General features: G+C 62.4%; 20 protein-coding genes. 16 read left to right on the forward strand and 4 right to left on the reverse strand.

All coding sequences use genetic code 11. The features are described from left to right. The first annotated feature begins 89 nt into the window (after nt 1-89). From EN804_RS00440 to EN804_RS00450, 3 genes are all read left to right on the forward strand, one after another. Nucleotides 90-1718, forward strand: coding sequence for a DNA alkylation response protein (locus tag EN804_RS00440; protein WP_135918453.1), 1629 nt, complete (start codon nt 90-92; stop codon nt 1716-1718). Between the two features lie 123 nt (nt 1719-1841). Further along, the gene (locus EN804_RS00445; RefSeq protein ID WP_135918454.1) at nt 1842-2390 is read left to right on the forward strand and encodes a hypothetical protein; all 549 of its coding nucleotides are present in this window, start codon (nt 1842-1844) and stop codon (nt 2388-2390) included. After that, on the forward strand, nt 2390-2731 hold the full coding sequence (locus EN804_RS00450; protein ID WP_127278349.1) for a DUF6105 family protein: 342 nt from the start codon (nt 2390-2392) through the stop codon (nt 2729-2731). The genes EN804_RS00445 and EN804_RS00450 overlap by 1 nt, the downstream gene beginning before the upstream one ends. Here EN804_RS00450 and ruvX read toward each other — a convergent pair. Then, nucleotides 2649-3155: a Holliday junction resolvase RuvX gene (gene ruvX, locus EN804_RS00455; protein WP_127872508.1), complete on the reverse strand. Its 507-nt coding sequence runs from the start codon at nt 3153-3155 to the stop codon at nt 2649-2651. The genes EN804_RS00450 and ruvX overlap by 83 nt on opposite strands. 123 nt (nt 3156-3278) lie before the next feature. Here ruvX and EN804_RS00460 point away from each other — a divergent pair, with 123 nt between their 5' ends. The 6 genes from EN804_RS00460 (at nt 3279) to EN804_RS00485 (ending at nt 7738) form a co-directional block, all read left to right on the forward strand. After that, nucleotides 3279-3986, forward strand: coding sequence for a metal-dependent hydrolase (locus EN804_RS00460; protein WP_135918455.1), 708 nt, complete (start codon nt 3279-3281; stop codon nt 3984-3986). Nucleotides 3987-4010: 24 nt separating this feature from the next. Then, nucleotides 4011-4427, forward strand: a complete 417-nt coding sequence (locus EN804_RS00465) for a hypothetical protein (RefSeq protein ID WP_135880424.1) — start codon at nt 4011-4013, stop codon at nt 4425-4427. Nucleotides 4428-4515: 88 nt separating this feature from the next. Next, nucleotides 4516-4803: an Asp-tRNA(Asn)/Glu-tRNA(Gln) amidotransferase subunit GatC gene (gene gatC / locus EN804_RS00470; RefSeq protein WP_127872505.1), complete on the forward strand. Its 288-nt coding sequence runs from the start codon at nt 4516-4518 to the stop codon at nt 4801-4803. A gap of 7 nt (nt 4804-4810) precedes the next feature. Continuing rightward, the gene (locus tag EN804_RS00475; RefSeq protein ID WP_135918456.1) at nt 4811-5266 is read left to right on the forward strand and encodes a GNAT family N-acetyltransferase; all 456 of its coding nucleotides are present in this window, start codon (nt 4811-4813) and stop codon (nt 5264-5266) included. Next, nucleotides 5266-6831, forward strand: coding sequence for an amidase family protein (locus tag EN804_RS00480; protein ID WP_135918457.1), 1566 nt, complete (start codon nt 5266-5268; stop codon nt 6829-6831). The genes EN804_RS00475 and EN804_RS00480 overlap by 1 nt, the downstream gene beginning before the upstream one ends. 109 nt (nt 6832-6940) lie before the next feature. Then, a complete protein-coding gene (locus EN804_RS00485; RefSeq protein ID WP_135880421.1) occupies nt 6941-7738 on the forward strand; it encodes a YdcF family protein in 798 nt (265 codons plus the stop codon). On the opposite strand, the gene EN804_RS00490 is transcribed toward EN804_RS00485, so the two are convergent. Further along, the gene (locus tag EN804_RS00490; protein WP_135864601.1) at nt 7711-8430 is read right to left on the reverse strand and encodes a DUF599 domain-containing protein; all 720 of its coding nucleotides are present in this window, start codon (nt 8428-8430) and stop codon (nt 7711-7713) included. The two genes, EN804_RS00485 and EN804_RS00490, sit on opposite strands and share 28 nt — an antisense overlap. Nucleotides 8431-8603: 173 nt before the next feature. Between EN804_RS00490 and EN804_RS00495 the strand changes: the two genes are divergently transcribed. The 3 genes from EN804_RS00495 to EN804_RS00505 all read left to right on the forward strand — a co-directional run bounded on the left by EN804_RS00495 (nt 8604) and on the right by EN804_RS00505 (nt 11464). Further along, entirely contained in the window at nt 8604-10007 is a 1404-nt protein-coding gene (locus tag EN804_RS00495) for an L-serine ammonia-lyase (protein ID WP_135918458.1), read from the forward strand. Between the two features lie 76 nt (nt 10008-10083). Next, nucleotides 10084-10521 carry a DUF1489 family protein gene (locus tag EN804_RS00500; RefSeq protein WP_135918459.1) on the forward strand — a complete coding sequence of 146 codons (438 nt, stop codon included), beginning with the start codon at nt 10084-10086 and terminating at the stop codon, nt 10519-10521. A 241-nt stretch (nt 10522-10762) separates the two neighbouring features. Further along, nucleotides 10763-11464 carry a DnaJ domain-containing protein gene (locus EN804_RS00505; protein WP_127280383.1) on the forward strand — a complete coding sequence of 234 codons (702 nt, stop codon included), beginning with the start codon at nt 10763-10765 and terminating at the stop codon, nt 11462-11464. A gap of 46 nt (nt 11465-11510) precedes the next feature. Here the strand turns inward: EN804_RS00505 and EN804_RS00510 are convergent, their stop codons facing one another. Beyond that, nucleotides 11511-12959: a D-alanyl-D-alanine carboxypeptidase gene (locus EN804_RS00510; protein WP_135918460.1), complete on the reverse strand. Its 1449-nt coding sequence runs from the start codon at nt 12957-12959 to the stop codon at nt 11511-11513. A 285-nt stretch (nt 12960-13244) separates the two neighbouring features. On the opposite strand from EN804_RS00510, the gene EN804_RS00515 reads away from it, so the two are divergent. From EN804_RS00515 to EN804_RS00530, 4 genes are all read left to right on the forward strand, one after another. Beyond that, nucleotides 13245-13574 carry a phasin family protein gene (locus EN804_RS00515; protein ID WP_095774324.1) on the forward strand — a complete coding sequence of 110 codons (330 nt, stop codon included), beginning with the start codon at nt 13245-13247 and terminating at the stop codon, nt 13572-13574. A 278-nt stretch (nt 13575-13852) separates the two neighbouring features. Further along, entirely contained in the window at nt 13853-14182 is a 330-nt protein-coding gene (gene clpS, locus EN804_RS00520) for an ATP-dependent Clp protease adapter ClpS (protein ID WP_010909565.1), read from the forward strand. A 6-nt stretch (nt 14183-14188) separates the two neighbouring features. Then, nucleotides 14189-16657, forward strand: coding sequence for an ATP-dependent Clp protease ATP-binding subunit ClpA (clpA, locus tag EN804_RS00525; protein ID WP_127872496.1), 2469 nt, complete (start codon nt 14189-14191; stop codon nt 16655-16657). A 64-nt stretch (nt 16658-16721) separates the two neighbouring features. After that, the gene (locus tag EN804_RS00530; protein WP_245464402.1) at nt 16722-17363 is read left to right on the forward strand and encodes a chloramphenicol phosphotransferase; all 642 of its coding nucleotides are present in this window, start codon (nt 16722-16724) and stop codon (nt 17361-17363) included. Here the strand turns inward: EN804_RS00530 and EN804_RS00535 are convergent. Next, nucleotides 17318-18577, reverse strand: coding sequence for a phosphatase PAP2 family protein (locus EN804_RS00535; RefSeq protein WP_135918461.1), 1260 nt, complete (start codon nt 18575-18577; stop codon nt 17318-17320). The genes EN804_RS00530 and EN804_RS00535 overlap by 46 nt on opposite strands. Nucleotides 18578-18593: the final 16 nt, after the last annotated feature.

Genomic DNA, 18593 nt, shown 5'->3' on the forward strand with positions numbered 1-18593 from the left:
TCGCGCGCGCAGCAACGCTTGGCTATATCTAGCCGATGGCCTCGGATTCGAGGCTTTCCAACGATAAGGCCTTTCTAGAAGGATTGGGTGTGACCGACGACGTAACGAACCAGCCGCCGCCGCTGACGGGCGGCAACGCCTGGCGAGGCGATCCGTTGCTGATCCAGCTTGCCGAGCGCTTTTCCGATCCGGTGCGCAAGGATCTCGACGGGCTTGGCCGTTTCGTGCTCACGCAAGAAGCGCAGGAACTGGCGCGCCTCGCCAATGTCGAGACGCCTAAACTCAGGACGCATGATCGCCAGGGACGGCGCATCGACCTGGTCGAGTTCCATCCGGCCTACCACGCCTTGATGCGCCGTTCGGTGGCCAACGGCCTGCACTCCTCGGTCTGGGAAAATGGCGACGCCGAGATTGGCCGCCGCCATCAGGTGCGGGCCGCCCGTTTCTACCTGACGGCGGAACTCGAGACCGGGCACCTGTGCCCCATCACCATGACCAGCGCCTCGCTGGCGGCATTGATGGCCAGCCCAAAACTGTTTCGCGAATGGGCGCCGCGCGTGACGACCCGCAAATACGACCAGAGCCAGAAGCCGCCGGTCGAGAAGACCGGACTGACGCTCGGCATGGGCATGACCGAGAAGCAGGGCGGCACGGATGTGCGGGCCAATGTGACCAGGGCGGAACGCGTCGGAAGCGGGTTCTACCGCCTGTCGGGACACAAATGGTTCATGTCGGCGCCGATGTCGGATGCCTTCCTGGTGCTGGCGCAGGCGCCGGAGGGGCTGTCGTGCTTCCTGGTGCCACGTGTGCTCGGTGACGGGTCGGGCAATGGCTTTCGCTTCCAGCGGCTGAAGGACAAGCTCGGCAACCGCTCCAACGCGTCTTCCGAAGTCGAGTTCGTCAACGCCATCGGCGAGATGGTCGGCGAGCCCGGCGCCGGCGTCAAGACGATCATGGACATGGTGACGTTGACCCGGCTCGACTGCGCGGTGGCGTCTTCGGCGATCATGCGGGCGGGGCTGGCCGAAGCGATCCATCATGCCCGCCATCGCCAGGTGTTCGGAACCAACCTGATCGAGCAACCGCTTATGCAGCGCGTGCTGGCCGACATGGCGCTCGATGTCGCCGCGGCGACCGCGCTGTCATTCAGGCTGGCGCGTTCCTTCGACGAGGCGGCAAGCGATCGCGGCGAGGCGGCGTTCGCCCGCGCCATGACGCCGGTCGTCAAATACTGGGTCTGCAAGATCGCGCCGCCGCTGCTTTACGAGGCGATGGAATGCCTTGGCGGCAATGGCTATGTCGAGGAAGCTCCACTCGCCCGCTATTACCGTGAAGCGCCTGTCAACGCGATCTGGGAAGGATCGGGCAATGTCATGGCGCTCGACGTGCTGCGCGTGCTTGGCCGCGCGCCCGGCCTTTTCGAAGAGGTGCTGGGCGGCATCGACCGCGACCTCGGCGCCGGCGGGCGCGGCACGATCGGTGTTCTGAAGGCGGCCATGCAGGTGGCTTCGACCGACGAGGGCTCGGCCCGGCTGCTTACGGAACAGCTTGCGCTGTCGGCGGCGGCCGCCGAGTTGCGCCGGCTGGGGGCAGGGCGGATCGCCGATGCTTTCGTCGAGACGCGGCTCGCGGGCCAGTGGCGCAATACCTACGGTATGCTCGATTCGCGTCACGATCCGCGCATGATCATCGATACGCTCTATCCGCCGGTGAATTGAAGGAGATGTCGTTCGCCGAGGGCGTTGCCGACCCCCACCGTCGCCGTTAACCTTAACAAATGGTTTCCGTTGCGGTGACGAACCGCAAAGCCCACTGTCATTCCTGTCGAACCAGGAATCACGATGCGACACGTATTGACCTCCTTTCTGTCGGTGCACTGGGCGATCGTTTTCGCTCTGCTCGCGCTGATCTGTATCGATGGAAATCGAGGCGTGGCGGCGGCTCTTGGCGTACTCGGCGTGACCGTCGAGAGCGCCCGATTGATCAATCTGGAGAACATCGTCGTGATCGCTCCGCTGGCGACCGCATTGCTGGTCGTGGCGGTGCTGTTCTTCTGGGCCTTTGTCGATACGCTGATCAACGACGCGTCCAGCCCGGGTGCCGACAGCGTCGTTCGCATCGCCTTTATTTCTGCTTCCGGCGTGATGTCGATGATCCTGATCGGCGGCGCTGCCCAAGGCATCAACGGTCTGTTCATGGTGGTGGCTGTGCAATTGGCCGCACTCCTGGCCTCCTATGTCGCGATGCTCGCCGAGCGGCGTTCGGTAGCCGCGTTGGATGAGGACGATTTCCACGCCACGGCGCACAGCATGGCGAAGGCCGCGGCGCATAATTCGCTGCTCTCCCTGATATCGGGTCGGACTGGCTCGAACGGAAAGGGAGGCCGCTGATGCGTTACATCTTCGGAATGTGGGCCGCCCCGATGGCAATTTTCTGGGGCTGGTTCTATCTGTCGGCCAACGACATCAATTTCGGCTACGTCATGTTCAGCCGGCAGACGCACGACTTCTTCTTCCAGCTCTACGGCCAGATTCTGGGCATCGACCCATCGATCATCCCCGGAATGGTGGCGAAGACTTGCGTCTTCGACGGGCTTCTGCTGACGGCCTTGTGGGCATTCCGCAGGCGTCGCGAGATTTTGGGCTGGGTCAGCCGGCGCTGGACGGGTCCGGTTCGGTTCGATCGGCTGCATCGAGCGACTGAAGCCGGTCCAAAACTCCCTGCAGAATAAAGGCGGCTGCCGCCGAATCGATCTTGCCGGCGCGTTTGGCGCGCGAGAAGTCCATTTCGATCAGCGTCCGTTCGGCCGCGACCGTCGATAGCCGCTCATCCCAGAACACGAAGGGCAGGTCGCTCAGTTGCGCCATGTTGCGCACGAAGGCGCGCGATTTCTGGGCGCGTGGGCCTTCGGATCCGTCCATGTTGATCGGCAGTCCGATCGCCACCGCGCCGACATTCTCCTTCTCCAGCAACGTCAGAAGGACGGCCGCGTCGAGCGAGAATTTCTTTCTGAGGATGACCGGGCGGGGATGAGCGAAGGAGAACCCCCGGTCGGAAACCGCGACACCGATCGTCTTGTCGCCGAGATCGAGCCCTGCCAGGGTCCTGCCGTCGGCGAGGCGCGCCGGCAATTGCTCAATCGTGATGACAGCCAACGGTTTCCCTCGTCTTTTCGGTAGCACGCGTCTTTTCGAATGCGCGGCGGACACTATACCCTTTGATCTCGGGGCTAGCGGCGTTCTATCCTCTGGCTCGACAAAAATCGAGGAAATGCATTGATGAAATTGACCTGGTACGGCCACTCGGCGTTCCGCATCGAAACCGGTGCCGCGAAAATCCTGATCGACCCTTATTTGATCGGCAACCCGTCCTGGACCGGCGGTTGGGAAGAGCCGGCCGAAGGGATCACGCATGTTCTTTTGACACACGGGCACAGCGACCACATCAGCGGCGCGCTGGAAGTGCTCGGCAAGAGTGGCGCCCAACTGGTCGCCAATTTCGAAATCTGCATGTACCTAGTCGGCAAGGGCGTCAGCGACAAGAAGATCAATCCCGGCAACATCGGCGGCACGGTCGATTGCGGCGGCTTCACCACCACCTTTGTCCAGGCGCTGCACTCCTCCTCGTTTGGCGAAGATGGCGGCAGGAACGTCTATCTCGGCAATCCGGGCGGGCTCGTCCTGCATTTCCCGGATGACCGCACGCTCTATCATATGGGCGATACCGACATCTTTTCCGACATGGCGCTGATCAACGAGCTGCACGAACCGAAGATCGGCATTGTCCCGATCGGCGACCGCTTCACCATGGGCGGCGCGGTGGCGGCCCTTGCCTGCCGCCGCTTCTTCAAGTTCGACACGGTTGTCCCTTGCCATTTCGGCACGTTTCCGATGATCGATCCGACGCCCGAAAAGTTCGAAGCCAGCTTGGAAGGGTCCGGCGTCAAGGTCGCGTTGCCGAAAATCGGCCAAGCGATTACGATCTAGAAACAACGAAAGCGGAACAAATCCATGGCGTTGGGGCGATCTCTTTGCGTTTCGATGGTTGTCGCGGCGTCGCCCGCGCTCGCCGCCGATGATTTCATCGACGGCGTCTATCTGCAGTCCGAGGAGCTTTGTGGACAGGCCAGGAAGGAGACGCTGCAGACGCTTGTCGATGCCGGCAACATCGTGCTTTCGGTGCATGGCCTGCAGGGCGTCGAGTATAGCTGCGAGTTCGTTCAAGTCAGCAAGGCGACGCGCTCGCCGAGCTGGGCGGTGACGGCCATCTGCCAGGAACCGGGCTACGTCTTTCCGGATGTCCTGTCGGTGACGCGGATCAGCCCGACGCAGCTCGATCTCGTCTCGGTCCGACCCATCGACGATGAGAGCGAGGCGAGCGGTAACAGCGGCAGCTATTATCTCTGCGAAGGCGTTGCCCTGCCATGAAGCTGTTTGCCCGATTGTCGGCCGGCGCATGTTGCGCGCCGCGCGCCGCGCCGCTATAGCGCGATCTGGTTTTTCCCGAGGCAAATACATGTCCGTTGATGTCAAGACAGTGAAGCGCGTCGCGCATCTCGCCCGCATCGCGGTGAGCGAGGAAGATGCCGAGCGCATGACCGGCGAGTTGAACGCCATTCTGGGCTTCGTCGAACAGTTGAACGAGGTCGATGTTTCCGGTGTCGAACCGATGACCTCGGTGACGCCGATGGAGATGAAGAAGCGCGCGGATGTCGTCACAGACGGCAACAAGGCGGCCGACATCGTCGCCAACGCACCGGCGACCGATGAGAATTTCTTCCTCGTGCCGAAGGTCGTGGAGTAAGGCGCCGATGGCAATCGAGATCGCCATCGAGACGCCGCTGCAGGACGACGTGCGCGGCCTGGTGAGGGAGCTCAACGAAACCTTGCTCGAATTGACGCCGCCGGAGCATTGCTACCATCTGACTGTCGAGCAGATGGCGGGGCAGGACACGACGGTTTTCATCGCTCGCGACAATGGGATCGCCATTGGTTGCGGCGCGCTGAAGCGGCATGGCGACGCGATCGGTGAGGTCAAGCGCATGTATATCAGGCCTTCGCATCGCGGCCGCAAGATCGGCGCCGGCGTCGTTGAGCGGCTTGAGGCGCTGGCGCGCCATGAAGGATTGAAGCGGCTGGTGCTGGAGACCGGTGACCGGCATCCGGCCGCCTGGACCGTCTATGAACGTGCCGGGTTCTCGCGCTGCGGGCCGGTGCTGGATTATCCCGATTCCGAGTGGTCGGTGTTTTACGAAAAGAGCCTATGATGAGCGACCTGACCCGACTGACGATTTCGCAGGCCCGCGCCAAGCTGCGCGGCAAGGAAATCACCGCGACCGAGCTGACTGAAAGCTATCTCTCGGCGATCGATCGCGCCAATCCGGCGCTCAATGCCTATGTCGCTGTGACCGGAGACAAGGCACGCGAGATGGCCAAGACGTCGGACGCGAGGCTGCTCAAGGGCGAGGGCGGTGCTCTGGAAGGCATTCCGCTTGGGATCAAGGACCTGTTCGGTACTGAAGGCGTCCATACCCAGGCCTGCAGCCATGTGCTCGACGGCTTCAAGCCGCGCTATGAATCGACCGTCACATCCAATCTGTGGGCCGATGGCGCGGTCATGCTGGGCAAGCTCAACATGGACGAGTTCGCCATGGGCTCGTCCAACGAGACCTCCTACTATGGCCCGGTCATCAATCCGTGGCGGCGTTCGCGCCTCGATACGGTGGTGATGCCCACGACACATCAAGGGGATGGCGGCTTCGTGTCGGCCGGCGGCACGAAAACCCAGCGTAGCCTCGACAATGCACAGCTGGTGCCGGGTGGGTCTTCCGGTGGTTCCGCGACTGCCGTCTCGGCCTTCCTGTGTGCCGGTGCTACGGCGACCGATACCGGCGGCTCGATCCGCCAGCCAGCCGCCTTCACCGGCACTGTTGGCATCAAGCCGACCTACGGCCGCTGCTCGCGCTGGGGCATCGTCGCCTTCGCTTCGTCGCTCGACCAGGCCGGCCCGATCGCTCGCGACGTGCGCGACGCTGCCATTCTTTTGAAATCCATGGCCTCGGTCGACCCGAAGGACACGACGTCAGTCGACAGGCCGGTGCCGGACTACGAGACTGCGATCGGCAAGCCGATCAAGGGCATGAAGGTCGGCATTCCCAAGGAATACCGCGTCGAGGGCATGCCTGAGGAGATCGAGGCCCTGTGGCAGAAGGGCATTGCCTGGCTCAGGGATGCCGGCGCCGAGATCGTCGACATCTCCCTGCCGCACACCAAATACGCGCTGCCGGCCTATTACATCGTGGCTCCCGCCGAGGCGTCGTCCAACCTCGCCCGCTATGACGGCGTCCGCTACGGCTTGCGCGTGCCAGGCAAGGACATTGTCGAGATGTACGAGAAGACGCGTGCCGCCGGCTTCGGCCGCGAGGTCAAGCGCCGTATCATGATCGGCACCTATGTGCTGTCGGCCGGCTATTATGACGCCTACTACCTACAGGCGCAGAAGGTGCGCAACCTGATCAAGCGCGACTTCGAAAACGTCTTCGCCGCCGGTGTCGATGTCATCCTGACGCCCGCGACCCCGTCCGCCGCCTTTGGCATCGCCGACGAGGACATGGCGGCCGATCCGGTCAAGATGTATCTCAACGACATTTTCACCGTCACCGTGAACATGGCCGGTCTGCCCGGCATTGCGGTGCCCGCCGGCCTCGACCCCAAGGGGTTGCCGCTCGGCCTGCAGCTGATCGGCCGGCCGTTCGAGGAAGAGACATTGTTCCAGACCGCCGCCGTCATCGAGCAGGCGGCCGGCACATTCCAGCCGGAGAAGTGGTGGTAAGGGTATCGCTCGTCTGACGCATGCCCCCGAAAATCGCGATCGATTTTCGGATAGGATCATGCGTGAAACTGAAGCATTACGGCGTCCTTGACGCTGTAAGGGTGGAGCGATGTTCTACTATCTTTCCAAGGTCTTCTGGTTCTTCATCCAGCCACTCAACCTGACAATCTTCCTGCTTTTGGCGGGGCTGATCGCGGGGATGATCGGCCGGCGGCGGCTTGCCGTCACCGGCAGTGTGCTGGCGTTTTTGATCCTTGCGCTGTCGGCCTGGACGTCGCTCGGCGCCATGATGCTCAATCCGCTGGAGGAACGCTTTCCAAAGCCGTCGCTGCCGGAGAAAGTGGACGGCATCGCCGTGCTCGGCGGCGGCTTCGAGGGCGCTATCAACCTCGTGCGCGGCGGCCATGAATTGAACAGCAGCGGCGATCGCATGGTCGAGACCGCAATCCTCGCCCGGCGTTTCCCGCAGGCAAAAGTGGTGGTCTCCGGTGGAAACGGCTCACTGTTCTTCGATGGCGAAGGTGATGCCGACACGGCGCCACGCCTGCTCGAGGCGCTGGGTGTACCGGCCGACCGTCTGATCCTCGAAGACAAATCCCGTAACACTTACGAGAACGCGGTCTTCAGCCGCGAACTGGTCAAACCCAAGCCGGGCGAGACATGGCTGCTAGTGACATCAGCCTTTCACATGCCCCGCGCCAAGGCGCTGTTCGACAAGGCCGGTTTTCCAACCGTTCCATGGCCGGTCGACTATCGTACCTCGGGCAAGGAAGGCATCGGCCTGTTCCGAGACAACCCGTCCGACTCGCTGCAGGCGACCACGATGGCGGTTCGCGAGTGGATCGGACTTTTGGCCTATTGGCTTTCCGGGCGCATCGATCAGCCGTTTCCGGCGCCGGGCGGCTGACCGATGACGGCGCGCCGCGCTGCCGAGAAGAACTGGCGCCGCACCAGGACGGCCAGCAGCAGAAGCGTCGACAGCACGAACACCAGGGGATCGACGAACCAGCCGAGATAGCCGATCGAGAAGAACACGCCGCGCAGGCCCGAGTTGAAATGCTTGCCGGCCAGCATGTTCATCTGCGTCGCGCGCCACACGGCCGTTTGCGTGACCGGATTGCGCGAGGCTTCGCCATGCGGGATCGGCACCGCGCCGATCAGGATCGAGCAATAGTTGAACAGCCGGTAGGCCCAGCCGAACTTGAAGAAGGAAAAGGCGAGAATCAGCACCAGGCCCAGCACCTTGATCTGAAAAGCGGCTCGATCCGGCACGCCGCCCAGCGGGAGGTCGCTGAGAACCTCGATGACGCGGTCCGACGCGCCAAGCAGGGCGAAACAGCCGCCGAGCGCGATCAGCGAACTGGAGGCGAAGAAGGCGGTTCCCTGCTGCAGGCCGCTCATGATGGCGGTGTCGACGATGCGGATCTCACGCTCGGCCATGGTGCGCATCCAGGCCTCGCGTTGCGCATTCATGGCGGTCGTCAGCGACATGCGGCTAACCAGCTTGCCATCGGACGCGAGCGTGTGCAGCACCCACGCAAGGAGGAAAAAGCCAAGCGCCGCGAGATCGGCCGCCGACAGATAGGAGGAATCGCCCATGGTTGAGTTTACCATATCCCGCGCGATCGCTTCGATCGCCGCATATGGCGACAGACAATCAATGTCGCTGCCGGAGCAAACAAGGTCGGCAGGTGCTGCGCCGCGATCGTCAAAAGAGCGGAAACATCCCGGGAATTCCTATATGTAGTCCTCGACGTGACCCAGGAGACAGCGTGTTCCTTTCCGTTTTCGACCTGTTCAAGATCGGCATCGGCCCTTCGAGCTCGCACACGATGGGTCCGATGACGGCCGCGCGCCGCTTTCTCGACGAGGTCGCGGGCGACGACTGGCCGCGCCCCGCCGGTGCCAAGGTCGACCGCATCGGTGCCAGCCTGCATGGCTCGCTCGCCTATACCGGCGTCGGCCATGGCAGCGACCGTGCCGTCATTCTCGGCCTTGCCGGCCAGACGCCGCAAACGGTCGACCCCGACCAGGCCGACGGCATCATCAGCCGCATCGCTGCCGACAAGCTGATTTCACCGCCCGGTCACCCCTCCTACCATTTTGACCCGGCCACCGATCTGGTGCTCGACCGCAAGACGCCGCTCACCGGTCACGCCAACGGCATGGCGTTCCATGCCTACGACGCCGGCGGTCGCCTGCTGCTCAAGCGCATCTACTATTCGATCGGCGGCGGGTTCGTGGTTTCGGAAGAAGAGCTGCAGCGGATGAAGGTCAAGGGCTCGGTCACGACCGAGGGCAAGAAAGTGCCGTATCCCTTCAAGAACGCGGTCGAGATGCTCAAGATGGCGGCCAAGAGCGGCCTTTCCATCGCCGACATGAAGCGCATCAACGAGGAAACGCAGATGTCGCGCGAGGAGCTCGACACCGGCCTCGACGCCATCTGGGGCGCCATGAAGAGCTGCATCGACCGCGGCCTGTCGCAGGACGGAATCATGCCGGGCGGGCTGAAGGTGCGGCGGCGCGCCAGGCAGCTCCATGACAAATTGCAGGAGCAGTGGCAGCAGAACCGGCCGAACCCGCTGCTCGCCAATGACTGGCTGTCGATCTACGCGATGGCCGTGAACGAGGAGAATGCGGCCGGCGGGCGTGTCGTCACCGCACCGACCAACGGCGCGGCCGGCACTCTGCCGGCGGTGCTGCGCTACTGGCTGCATTTCCATCCCGAGGCCGACCAGCCGAGCATCCGCGATTTCCTGCTGACGGCAGCGGCCGTCGGCGGCATCATCAAGTCCAATGCGTCCATCTCCGGCGCCGAGGTCGGCTGCCAGGGCGAGGTGGGCTCAGCTTCGGCGATGGCGGCCGCCGGCCTGTGCGCCGTCATGGGCGGCACGCCCGAACAGGTCGAGAATGCCGCCGAAATCGCGCTCGAACATCATCTCGGCATGACCTGCGACCCGGTCGGCGGGCTGGTGCAGGTGCCGTGCATCGAACGCAACGCGCTGGGTGCCGTCAAGGCGGTCACGGCCGCGTCCCTGGCGATCAAGGGCGACGGCGTGCATTTCGTGCCGCTCGACGCCGCGATCGAGACCATGCGCCAGACCGGCCTCGACATGAACGAGAAGTACAAGGAAACCAGCCTTGGCGGTCTTGCCGTCAATGTCGTTGAGTGTTGAGATCTGGCCCAAACCGGCACTGTGGAGAAGTCCGCCAGGCCGTTGACGTCCTGGCGCCCCGGGCTAACCTTAGCGCATGGCTCTCAATCTCCTAAAGCTTTGCGTCGGCTGCGACAGTGTCGAGGATCTCGAAGACTGGATCGCCTTCCGTCTCGACGAGCGCCGCCGTGCCGGCGAACCAGCCGAACACTGGCACACCACCCGCATGGTGCCGACACGTGGCGACGAGGTCACCGATGGCGGCTCGCTCTACTGGGTGATCAAGGGCAGCGTGCAATGCCGGCAGTTGATCACGGAGATCCGGCCGTTCACCGATGACGATGGCATCGGCCGCTGCCATTTGATGCTCGATCCCGAGGTGGTGCGCACCGACTGGCAGCCGCGCCGCGCCTTCCAGGGCTGGCGTTATCTGAAGCCAACGGACGCCCCGGCGGATCTCGGCAAGGGCAGGGCGGGGCTGGTCGAGATGCCGCCGAAACTCAGGCGCGAGCTCGCCGATCTCGGCCTGCTCTAGACATTTCTGGCCCTCAAACTTGCTTCGCACTGGACTTGCAAGCGACGCGACGACGCCACATCTTGAAATCCATGCGCGAGGAAGAACTGTCGAAGTCGACACAGGCCGCGGCGTTGGAGAACCAGCTCGTATGATGGTCCTCTTCCAGCGGGGGTAAAGGCCATGATTCTGGCGCAGAAAAAGTGTTGAAGGACATCACGCGGCTGTCCAGGCGGACAGGATATCTGCGGGGCGATGGGAAATGTTAGGCGCAATTATCGTTGTGGTCGCGTTGTTGCTGGTGCTCCTGGGGTTGGCCATGGCCTTTCTCCGTGCGGATCCGGCGCAACTCGCAAGCGGGATGAGAACCTTGGGGCCGATACTGCTGGCGCTGATCGGCGGCGCCGTGCTCGTGGTCGGGCGTCAAGGCATCGGCGGAATCATCCTGTTCGTGGCAATCGCCTGGTATGGCGCCACGCGTACCGGGCGCCCAAATGCCAGGCCAATTGCTGGAAAACGCTCAACCGTGCGGACAGCGGCACTCGAGATGGAACTCGATCACGATACGGGCGGCCTTGAAGGGCTGGTTCTTGCCGGCCGCCACGATGGCAAGATGCTTGGCTCGATGACCCAAGCGGAATTGCAGCATCTCTACCGCGAGCTCTCCGGCGATCCGGAGAGCCGCCAACTGCTAGAGACGTATCTTGACGGCAGATTTCCCGTCTGGCGCAAAAACGCTGAGACGAACGGTGGCGAAGGGCTGGGTGTTGCGCCAGGTCCGGGCGCCATGACTAAGGAGGAGGCCTACAAGGTCCTTGGTCTTGAAGCGGGGGCCGCCGCGGCGGATGTCCGCAAGGCGCACCGCCGCCTGATGCAGCGCCTGCACCCCGACATCGGCGGCACGTCTTTCCTGGCGGCGCGGATTAACGAAGCCAAGGACGTCTTGCTCTCCAATCACAACTAGTCTCCTTCGACGCAATATTCTTCCGGGAGAAATCTTCCACGCAGTCCTATTGCTGGACGGCGTAGCACTCGATTTTCTTCTTCTTCAAAGCGGTGCAGGCCTTCCAGGCGGCGTCCTTCGACCCAAAGCCGCCGAAACGGGCGCGGTAGTAAGTGACGCCGCCCTTGTCGAAAGCGGCGGTGAAGCCGGAAGCGTCGGCCAGCACCTTGGGAGCCTGCTTGGTGGTCTTGTCGAGGAAAGCCTGAGCTTCGGACTGGTTGGGCGAGGAGGCAACCTGAATGGCCCAGCCTGACGGAACCGAAGCGGTGCTGACCGGATCGACGGCGGCCGGGGCGGGCTCGGCATAGGCGGCCACGACCTGCGCGGTGGCAACCTTGGGGGCGGAGACGATGACCGTCTTCACCTTCTTTGCCGGAACAACCAGCTTGGGCGCCTCTGCCTCGGCTGTATCCTCGTCCTCGCTGTCGCCCTGGGCAACTGTGGCGTCGTCCGCGACAGCCGTGGTCGTGTCGTCCGCGACAGCCGTATCGGCTTCCGCGACGGCCACCGGCTTTTCGTCCGGGGTCGGCGCGTCGTGCTTGGGCAGGAGAACCTTCGCAAGTGCCTTGATTGGATTGCTGTCCGCCTTGGCGACCAGATCGCCGCCACCGCGGGTGGAGGCCCTCGGCAGGTAGGTGTTGATCAGGCCAGCCATCTGGTTGTCGCGGCTGCCGCCCGACGTGCCGCCCATGACAACGGCGACAAGGCGGCGGTTGCCGTCATTAACGGACGAGACGAGATTGAAGCCGGAGGCGCGGGTATAGCCGGTCTTGATGCCGTCGACGCCCTTGATGCGCCCGAGCAGGCGGTTGTGGCCATTGATGCGCTGGCGACCGTAGAGAAAGGACCGCTGCGCGAAATAGCCGTAGTACTGGGGGAAATGTTCCCGCAGCGCGATGCCGAGCGTGGCCATGTCGCGCGCGGTGGTGAACTGCCCCGGATCCGGCAGGCCGTTGGCGTTGCGGAAGACGGTGCCGTCCATGCCGAGCTGCCGCGCCTTGGCCGTCATCATGCGGGCGAAATTGGTTTCGTTGCCGCCGATCATTTCGCCAAGCGCGGTCGCCGAGTCGTTGGCCGACTTGGTGACTATCGACAGGATCGCCGTCTCGACCGTGACCGATCCGCCCGGCTTTACGCCCAGTTTGGTCGGTGCCTCGGCGGAGGCATGGGCCGAAAACACGACTGGCGAGTTTCTGCTGATCTTGCCCTTCGCCATCGCTTCGAAGGTCAGATAGAGCGTCATCATCTTGGTCAGCGAGGCAGGATAGCGCCGGCCATCCGCGTTTGCCGAATAGAGCACCTTGCCGGTCTTGGCGTCGACGACGATGGCCGCTGACTTTGCCGCGAGCGACGATGCCGCATCCGCGACGATGAATGTCATCGCCATGGCGAGGATCATGATCGTTTTGAGAGGGGACGCGGATTTGGAAACGATGCCCGACAACGCCTGACGCACTGGTAGTTCCTTTGAATTTCTCGTTGCGCTGGAGGCGGCAAAGGGATCCTGCCTCGCTTCCGGCCAAGCTAGCGGGGCAGCGTTACCAATCCGTTTATGGTAACCGCCGCGTTCACCATTTTCTGGTGGTTTGAGCCTTCCTTTATTCGAATTTTAGCCATTGCCGGTGCCGGCGGGGTGGCGAGCCCTTGAATTCTTGACTTTTGTGCGGCGCACAATATATTATCATGCATTGCACAACGGCGCTCGGGGCAGGGCGCTTCAACCGTCCAGGGAGAGTATGAAATGACCCAGACCTATGAGGACTTCAGCAAGTACGGCAAGGAGTTCGCCGACACCGGATTGAAGAGCTTCGCCTCTTTGTCCAAGGGCGCGCAGGCGATCGCCACCGAGGCCGGCGAATACACCAAGAAGAGCTTCGAAGCCGGCAGCGCCGCGTTCGAGAAGCTGTTCTCGGCCAAGTCGCTGGACAAGGCGATCGAGATCCAGTCCGACTATGCCAAGCAGTCCTACGAGGCGTTCGTCGCCGAGGCCACCAAGATTGGCGACCTCTATGCCGAACTCGCCAAGGAAGCTTACAAGCCGTTCGAATCGATCGTTGCCAAGGCGAAGTAATTTTCGCCCGACAATTTTCAAGATCCGGCCCTTCGTGGGTGGGGCAGAACCCGGTCGTGGAAACGCGACCGGGTTTTTTCATGCCAGTTTCCGATCCGCGACAGCGTAGCGCTTCACGAATGCGAAAATCCGCCAAGTTGGTCACCTAGCCATATTGTCAGCTAACCAGAAGGGCTTAAAATCGTCCATCGAACACCTACATGTCGAACTCGCATGAGGATTCGAAGAGGCAGGATTACGTGACGATCGGTTTGACTGCCACGAGACGAGTGGCGCGGATGCAAAACGGCGGCGGCGACGGCAATGAGGCCGGCCGCGGGACGGCCGTTATCACGCGCACCAAAACCAAGACCAAGAAGCCCAGCCTTTACCGGGTCCTCATCCTCAACGACGACTACACTCCGATGGAGTTCGTGGTTCACGTGCTGGAACGTTTTTTCCAGAAGGACCGCGAAGCCGCCACACGCATCATGCTTCATGTTCACAATCATGGAGTGGGCGAGTGCGGGGTCTATACATTCGAGGTGGCCGAGACCAAAGTGTCCCAGGTCATGGATTTCGCCCGACAGAATCAGCATCCGCTGCAATGCGTGATGGAGAAGAAGTGAGGTAACATGCCGGCTTTCTCCCAAGGCCTGGAAAAGGCGCTTCATCAAGCGCTGACGCTCGCCAACGAGCGGCACCATGAATATGCAACCCTTGAACACCTGCTGCTCGCGCTTATCGACGACACCGAGGCGGCCGCCGTCATGCGCGCTTGCAACGTCGATCTCGACGAGCTGAAGCATACCGTTCTGACCTACATCGATACCGAGCTCGACAATCTGGTCACCGGCTACGATGAGGATTCCAAACCGACGGCCGGTTTCCAGCGCGTGATCCAGCGCGCGGTGATCCATGTGCAGTCATCCGGCCGCGAGGAAGTGTCGGGTGCCAACGTGCTCGTCGCCATCTTCGCCGAGCGCGAAAGCCATGCCGCCTATTTCCTGCAGGAACAGCAGATGACCCGCTACGACGCGGTCAACTACATCTCGCATGGCATCGCCAAGCGCCCGGGCGCGTCCGAGAGCCGCACCCCGCGCGGCGCCGACGACGAGCAGGGCGGCCAGAACGGCGCCGAGCCGCAGGAGGAAGGCGGCAAGAAGAAGCAGCAGCAGGACGCGCTGACGGCTTACTGCGTCAACCTCAACAACAAGGCCAAGGCCGGCAAGATCGATCCGCTGATCGGCCGCGAGAGCGAGATCAACCGCACCATCCAGGTGCTGTGCCGCCGCTCCAAGAACAACCCGCTCTATGTCGGTGACCCCGGCGTCGGCAAGACGGCGATCGCCGAAGGCCTGGCCAAGCGCATCGTCGAGGGCGACGTGCCGGAAGTGCTCCACAATGCCACCATCTTCGCTCTCGACATGGGCACGCTTTTGGCCGGCACGCGTTATCGCGGCGATTTCGAGGAACGGCTGAAGCAGGTCGTCAAGGAGCTCGAGGATTATCCGGGCGCAGTGCTGTTCATCGACGAGATCCATACGGTGATCGGCGCCGGCGCGACTTCGGGCGGCGCGATGGACGCGTCGAACCTGTTGAAGCCGGCTCTGTCGTCGGGTGCAATACGTTGCATCGGTTCGACCACCTACAAGGAATTCCGTCAGTTCTTCGAGAAGGATCGTGCGCTGGTGCGACGCTTCCAGAAGATCGACGTCAACGAGCCGACCATCGAGGACGCCATCGAGATCATGAAGGGCCTGAAGCCCTATTATGAGGAATTCCACAAGGTGAAGTTCACCAACGAGGCGATCAAGGCCTCGGTGGAGCTGTCGGCGCGCTACATCAACGACCGCAAGCTGCCGGACAAGGCGATCGACGTGATCGACGAGACCGGCGCCTCGCAGATGCTGGTGCCGGAAGCCAAGCGCAAGAAGACGATCGGCATCAAGGAAATCGAAGCGACGATCGCTACCATGGCGCGCATCCCGCCGAAGACGGTTTCGGCCGATGACGAGAAGGTGCTGCAGGGCCTGGACATCGAGCTCAAGCGCGTCGTCTATGGCCAGGACACCGCCATCACCGCGTTGACCTCGGCGATCAAGCTGGCACGTGCCGGTCTGCGCGAACCGGAGAAGCCGATCGGCTCCTATCTGTTCTCTGGGCCAACGGGTGTCGGCAAGACGGAAGTCGCCAAGCAGCTGGCCGCCTCGCTGGGCGTCGAACTGATCCGCTTCGACATGTCGGAATACATGGAACGCCACACCGTCTCGCGGTTGATCGGCGCGCCTCCCGGCTATGTCGGCTTCGATCAGGGCGGCCTTTTGACCGACGGTGTCGACCAGCATCCGCACTGCGTGCTGCTGCTGGACGAGGTCGAAAAGGCGCATCCGGACCTGTTCAACATCCTGTTGCAGGTTATGGACCACGGCAAGCTGACCGACCACAACGGCAAGCAGATCGACTTCCGCAATGTCATACTGATCATGACCACCAATGCGGGCGCATCCGATGCGCAGCGCGCGGCGATCGGTTTCGGTTCGACCAAGCGCGAAGGCGACGATGTCGAGGCGATCAACCGGCTGTTCACGCCGGAATTCCGCAATCGCCTCGATGCGATCATTCCGTTCGGCTCGCTGCCGGTGCCGGTCATCCACCAGGTGGTACAGAAGTTCGTCATGCAGCTGGAAGCCCAGCTTTCAGAGCGTGGCGTCACCTTCGACCTGTCGCCGGACGCGATCGCCTGGCTCGCCGACAAGGGCTATGACGAACGCATGGGTGCGCGTCCGCTCGGCCGCGTCATCCAGGAGCACATCAAGAAGCCGCTGGCCGACGAGGTGCTGTTCGGCAAGCTCAAGAAGGGCGGCACGGTGCGCGTCACCGTCGAGAAGAAGGAAACCGGCGAGACCGGCCTCAAGCTCGAATCGCTTGCCGACGAGGCGCCGGTGAAGCCGAAGAAGGAAGAGCCGGAAGACGCGCCGAAGCCACCCAAAGCCGTGGCCAGGAAGCCCGCGGCAAAGAAGGTCGTGGCGCAGAAATCGGAGCCCAAGGGCAAGGACGGCGGCAAGCGCAGCCTTGTACCGCAACTGCCCAGAAAGGGCTGAGCCTGGCGAAAGTCAAAAAAGCCCCGGAAACGGGGCTTTTTTCATGGGAACAATGAGGTGGCGCGTGGCCGGGCAAATCATCATCCTCAACGGCGCGCCGCGTTCGGGAAAGTCGAGTATAGCCGAGGCCATCGGGGAGAGCTTTGACGGTCCATGGATGAATCTTGGCGTTGACAGCTATGAGCAGATCACGCCGCCGCGATATCGTCCCGGAATAGGCCTGCGCCCTGGCGGCGAGCGGCCCGATCTGGAAGTTTTCGTGCCGCGCTTCTATGCGGCCCTCTATGAATCGATCGCGGCGCATAGTCGATTGGGGCTGAATGTCGTTGCGGATGTCGGCCACCACGACGCTTATTCGAAACCGCTCCACATCCTGGCCGATTGCGCGAGGCGGCTCGCCGGCCTGCCGGTCCTGTTTGTTGGCGTTCGCTGCCCGATCGAGGTCATCATGGAAAGGCGCGCCGCCAGCGCCGCGGGCGGGAACTACGTTACCGGCGCGCCCGGTGATCCCGTGCCTTTGCCTGTACGCCTGTGGCAGGGAGAAGTGCACCGGCCTGGCGTGTATGATTTGGAAGTCGATACGTCACGCCTCGGTGTCGGGCAATGCGCGGATGCGATCCGCCAGCAGTTTCTGAAGGGAGTGGTGGCGCCAACGGCATTTCAGAGGCTTTCGGATCCGGCTTTTGCGGCGCTCCGGTCTTCCTGATCCAATTGTCCGCAAATGATTTGGCGTGGATAAGCGCCGTCGGCCATGGCCAGGCCATCCGCCGGTTGCGGCGTTAAACAAATGAGTGGCAGCGCGCCGAGGCCGGACAGCTCTTCCAAAACGGTAATAGTTCTTGCGTCCGCCCGGGACAACGCCGCGCCGGTGATTTTCCAGATCGCAAGGGCAACAAGCGCGCCGGCGTAGCCGTCAATGGCATAGTGCCAGCCAAGGACCACCGAACCGAGCATGATGAGCACCGCGAATATCCACATCAAAGTGCCAAGGCTGACCGATAGCCTGGTCGCATAGAGGGCAATGAGCACGGCCGACGCGACATGCATGGAGGGAAATGCCGATATGCCCATGCTGCCCGAAGGCAAACCCTGATAACCGTCCCACAACCTGTCCTGCAGGGAAAGGGCCCAGATCGGATACTGCCGATTTGCCGATTGAAGTGCGTCCATCAACGGTTGATAGAGATCGCCAAGGCCGAGCCTGGCGTAATAGCAAGGGCCGGCCGATGAGAATATCAGGGCAATGCCGAAGCCGCCTATCAGCCAGACCAGCATGAAGCTGAGCAGAAACTGATGTCGCAGCAGGGAATCGCGAGCCGCCGCGACGCTTGAAAAGATCGCCGAGAGCAGCACCACGAACCAAAGATTGTAACAAAGATTGAGAAAATGAACGGCCAGGGGGCTTTCCACGATCCACCAGACCCATTGGTAAGTAGGGCGGCCGAAATGCAGGCCGACGCTGAATTGTGCAAAGGCTTGGTCCCAGGAGAAAGGCGCCAGCAACGCGATCGCTCCTTTCAGTACCGTGAAGCCGGATATAAAAGCCATGATCGCGACCAGCCCGTTCACGCCGTTGGCGATGCGCCTTCGATCAGACAGCAACTCCCAGAATGAATTCAGGAAAAGACGGAGCGGCGAGGTGGCGCCGTCGACAATGGCCAGCCATAACAGGCGGAATGCCGCGTAGACACATCCGACAACCCAGGAATACACCCCCAGGTAGAAGCCGTATTCGACAAGCAGTCCAAAATCCGGCCGGATGCCGACCCGGGCGCCAATCATGAAACTTAGTCCGAGTGTAAACAGGGCGACCGCATGAATAGCGCGGTGGCGATAAAATGATTCGGCCAAAAGATGCACGAAGGCGCCGCTCGCGCTGGCGCCAGGCTGCCTGCCTAAAGTTTCCGAAATATCCCGCATCGCCCGTCCTCCGCGA

This window comes from Mesorhizobium sp. M8A.F.Ca.ET.161.01.1.1, assembly GCF_004792105.1.
Lineage (GTDB): Bacteria > Pseudomonadota > Alphaproteobacteria > Rhizobiales > Rhizobiaceae > Mesorhizobium.

Bases quoted from the DNA above. Each gene is read 5' to 3' on its own strand.
- EN804_RS00445 (WP_135918454.1), top strand. From the start codon at position 1,842: ATGCGACACGTATTGACCTCCTTTCTGTCGGTGCACTGGGCGATCGTT.
- EN804_RS00450 (WP_127278349.1), top strand. From the start codon at position 2,390: ATGCGTTACATCTTCGGAATGTGGGCCGCCCCGATGGCAATTTTCTGG.
- EN804_RS00460 (WP_135918455.1), top strand. From the start codon at position 3,279: ATGAAATTGACCTGGTACGGCCACTCGGCGTTCCGCATCGAAACCGGT.
- EN804_RS00465 (WP_135880424.1), top strand. From the start codon at position 4,011: ATGGCGTTGGGGCGATCTCTTTGCGTTTCGATGGTTGTCGCGGCGTCG.
- gatC (WP_127872505.1), top strand. From the start codon at position 4,516: ATGTCCGTTGATGTCAAGACAGTGAAGCGCGTCGCGCATCTCGCCCGC.
- EN804_RS00475 (WP_135918456.1), top strand. From the start codon at position 4,811: ATGGCAATCGAGATCGCCATCGAGACGCCGCTGCAGGACGACGTGCGC.
- EN804_RS00480 (WP_135918457.1), top strand. From the start codon at position 5,266: ATGAGCGACCTGACCCGACTGACGATTTCGCAGGCCCGCGCCAAGCTG.
- EN804_RS00485 (WP_135880421.1), top strand. From the start codon at position 6,941: ATGTTCTACTATCTTTCCAAGGTCTTCTGGTTCTTCATCCAGCCACTC.
- EN804_RS00490 (WP_135864601.1), bottom strand. From the start codon at position 8,430: ATGGGCGATTCCTCCTATCTGTCGGCGGCCGATCTCGCGGCGCTTGGC.
- EN804_RS00500 (WP_135918459.1), top strand. From the start codon at position 10,084: ATGGCTCTCAATCTCCTAAAGCTTTGCGTCGGCTGCGACAGTGTCGAG.
- EN804_RS00505 (WP_127280383.1), top strand. From the start codon at position 10,763: ATGTTAGGCGCAATTATCGTTGTGGTCGCGTTGTTGCTGGTGCTCCTG.
- EN804_RS00515 (WP_095774324.1), top strand. From the start codon at position 13,245: ATGACCCAGACCTATGAGGACTTCAGCAAGTACGGCAAGGAGTTCGCC.
- clpS (WP_010909565.1), top strand. From the start codon at position 13,853: ATGCAAAACGGCGGCGGCGACGGCAATGAGGCCGGCCGCGGGACGGCC.
- clpA (WP_127872496.1), top strand. From the start codon at position 14,189: ATGCCGGCTTTCTCCCAAGGCCTGGAAAAGGCGCTTCATCAAGCGCTG.
- EN804_RS00535 (WP_135918461.1), bottom strand. From the start codon at position 18,577: ATGCGGGATATTTCGGAAACTTTAGGCAGGCAGCCTGGCGCCAGCGCG.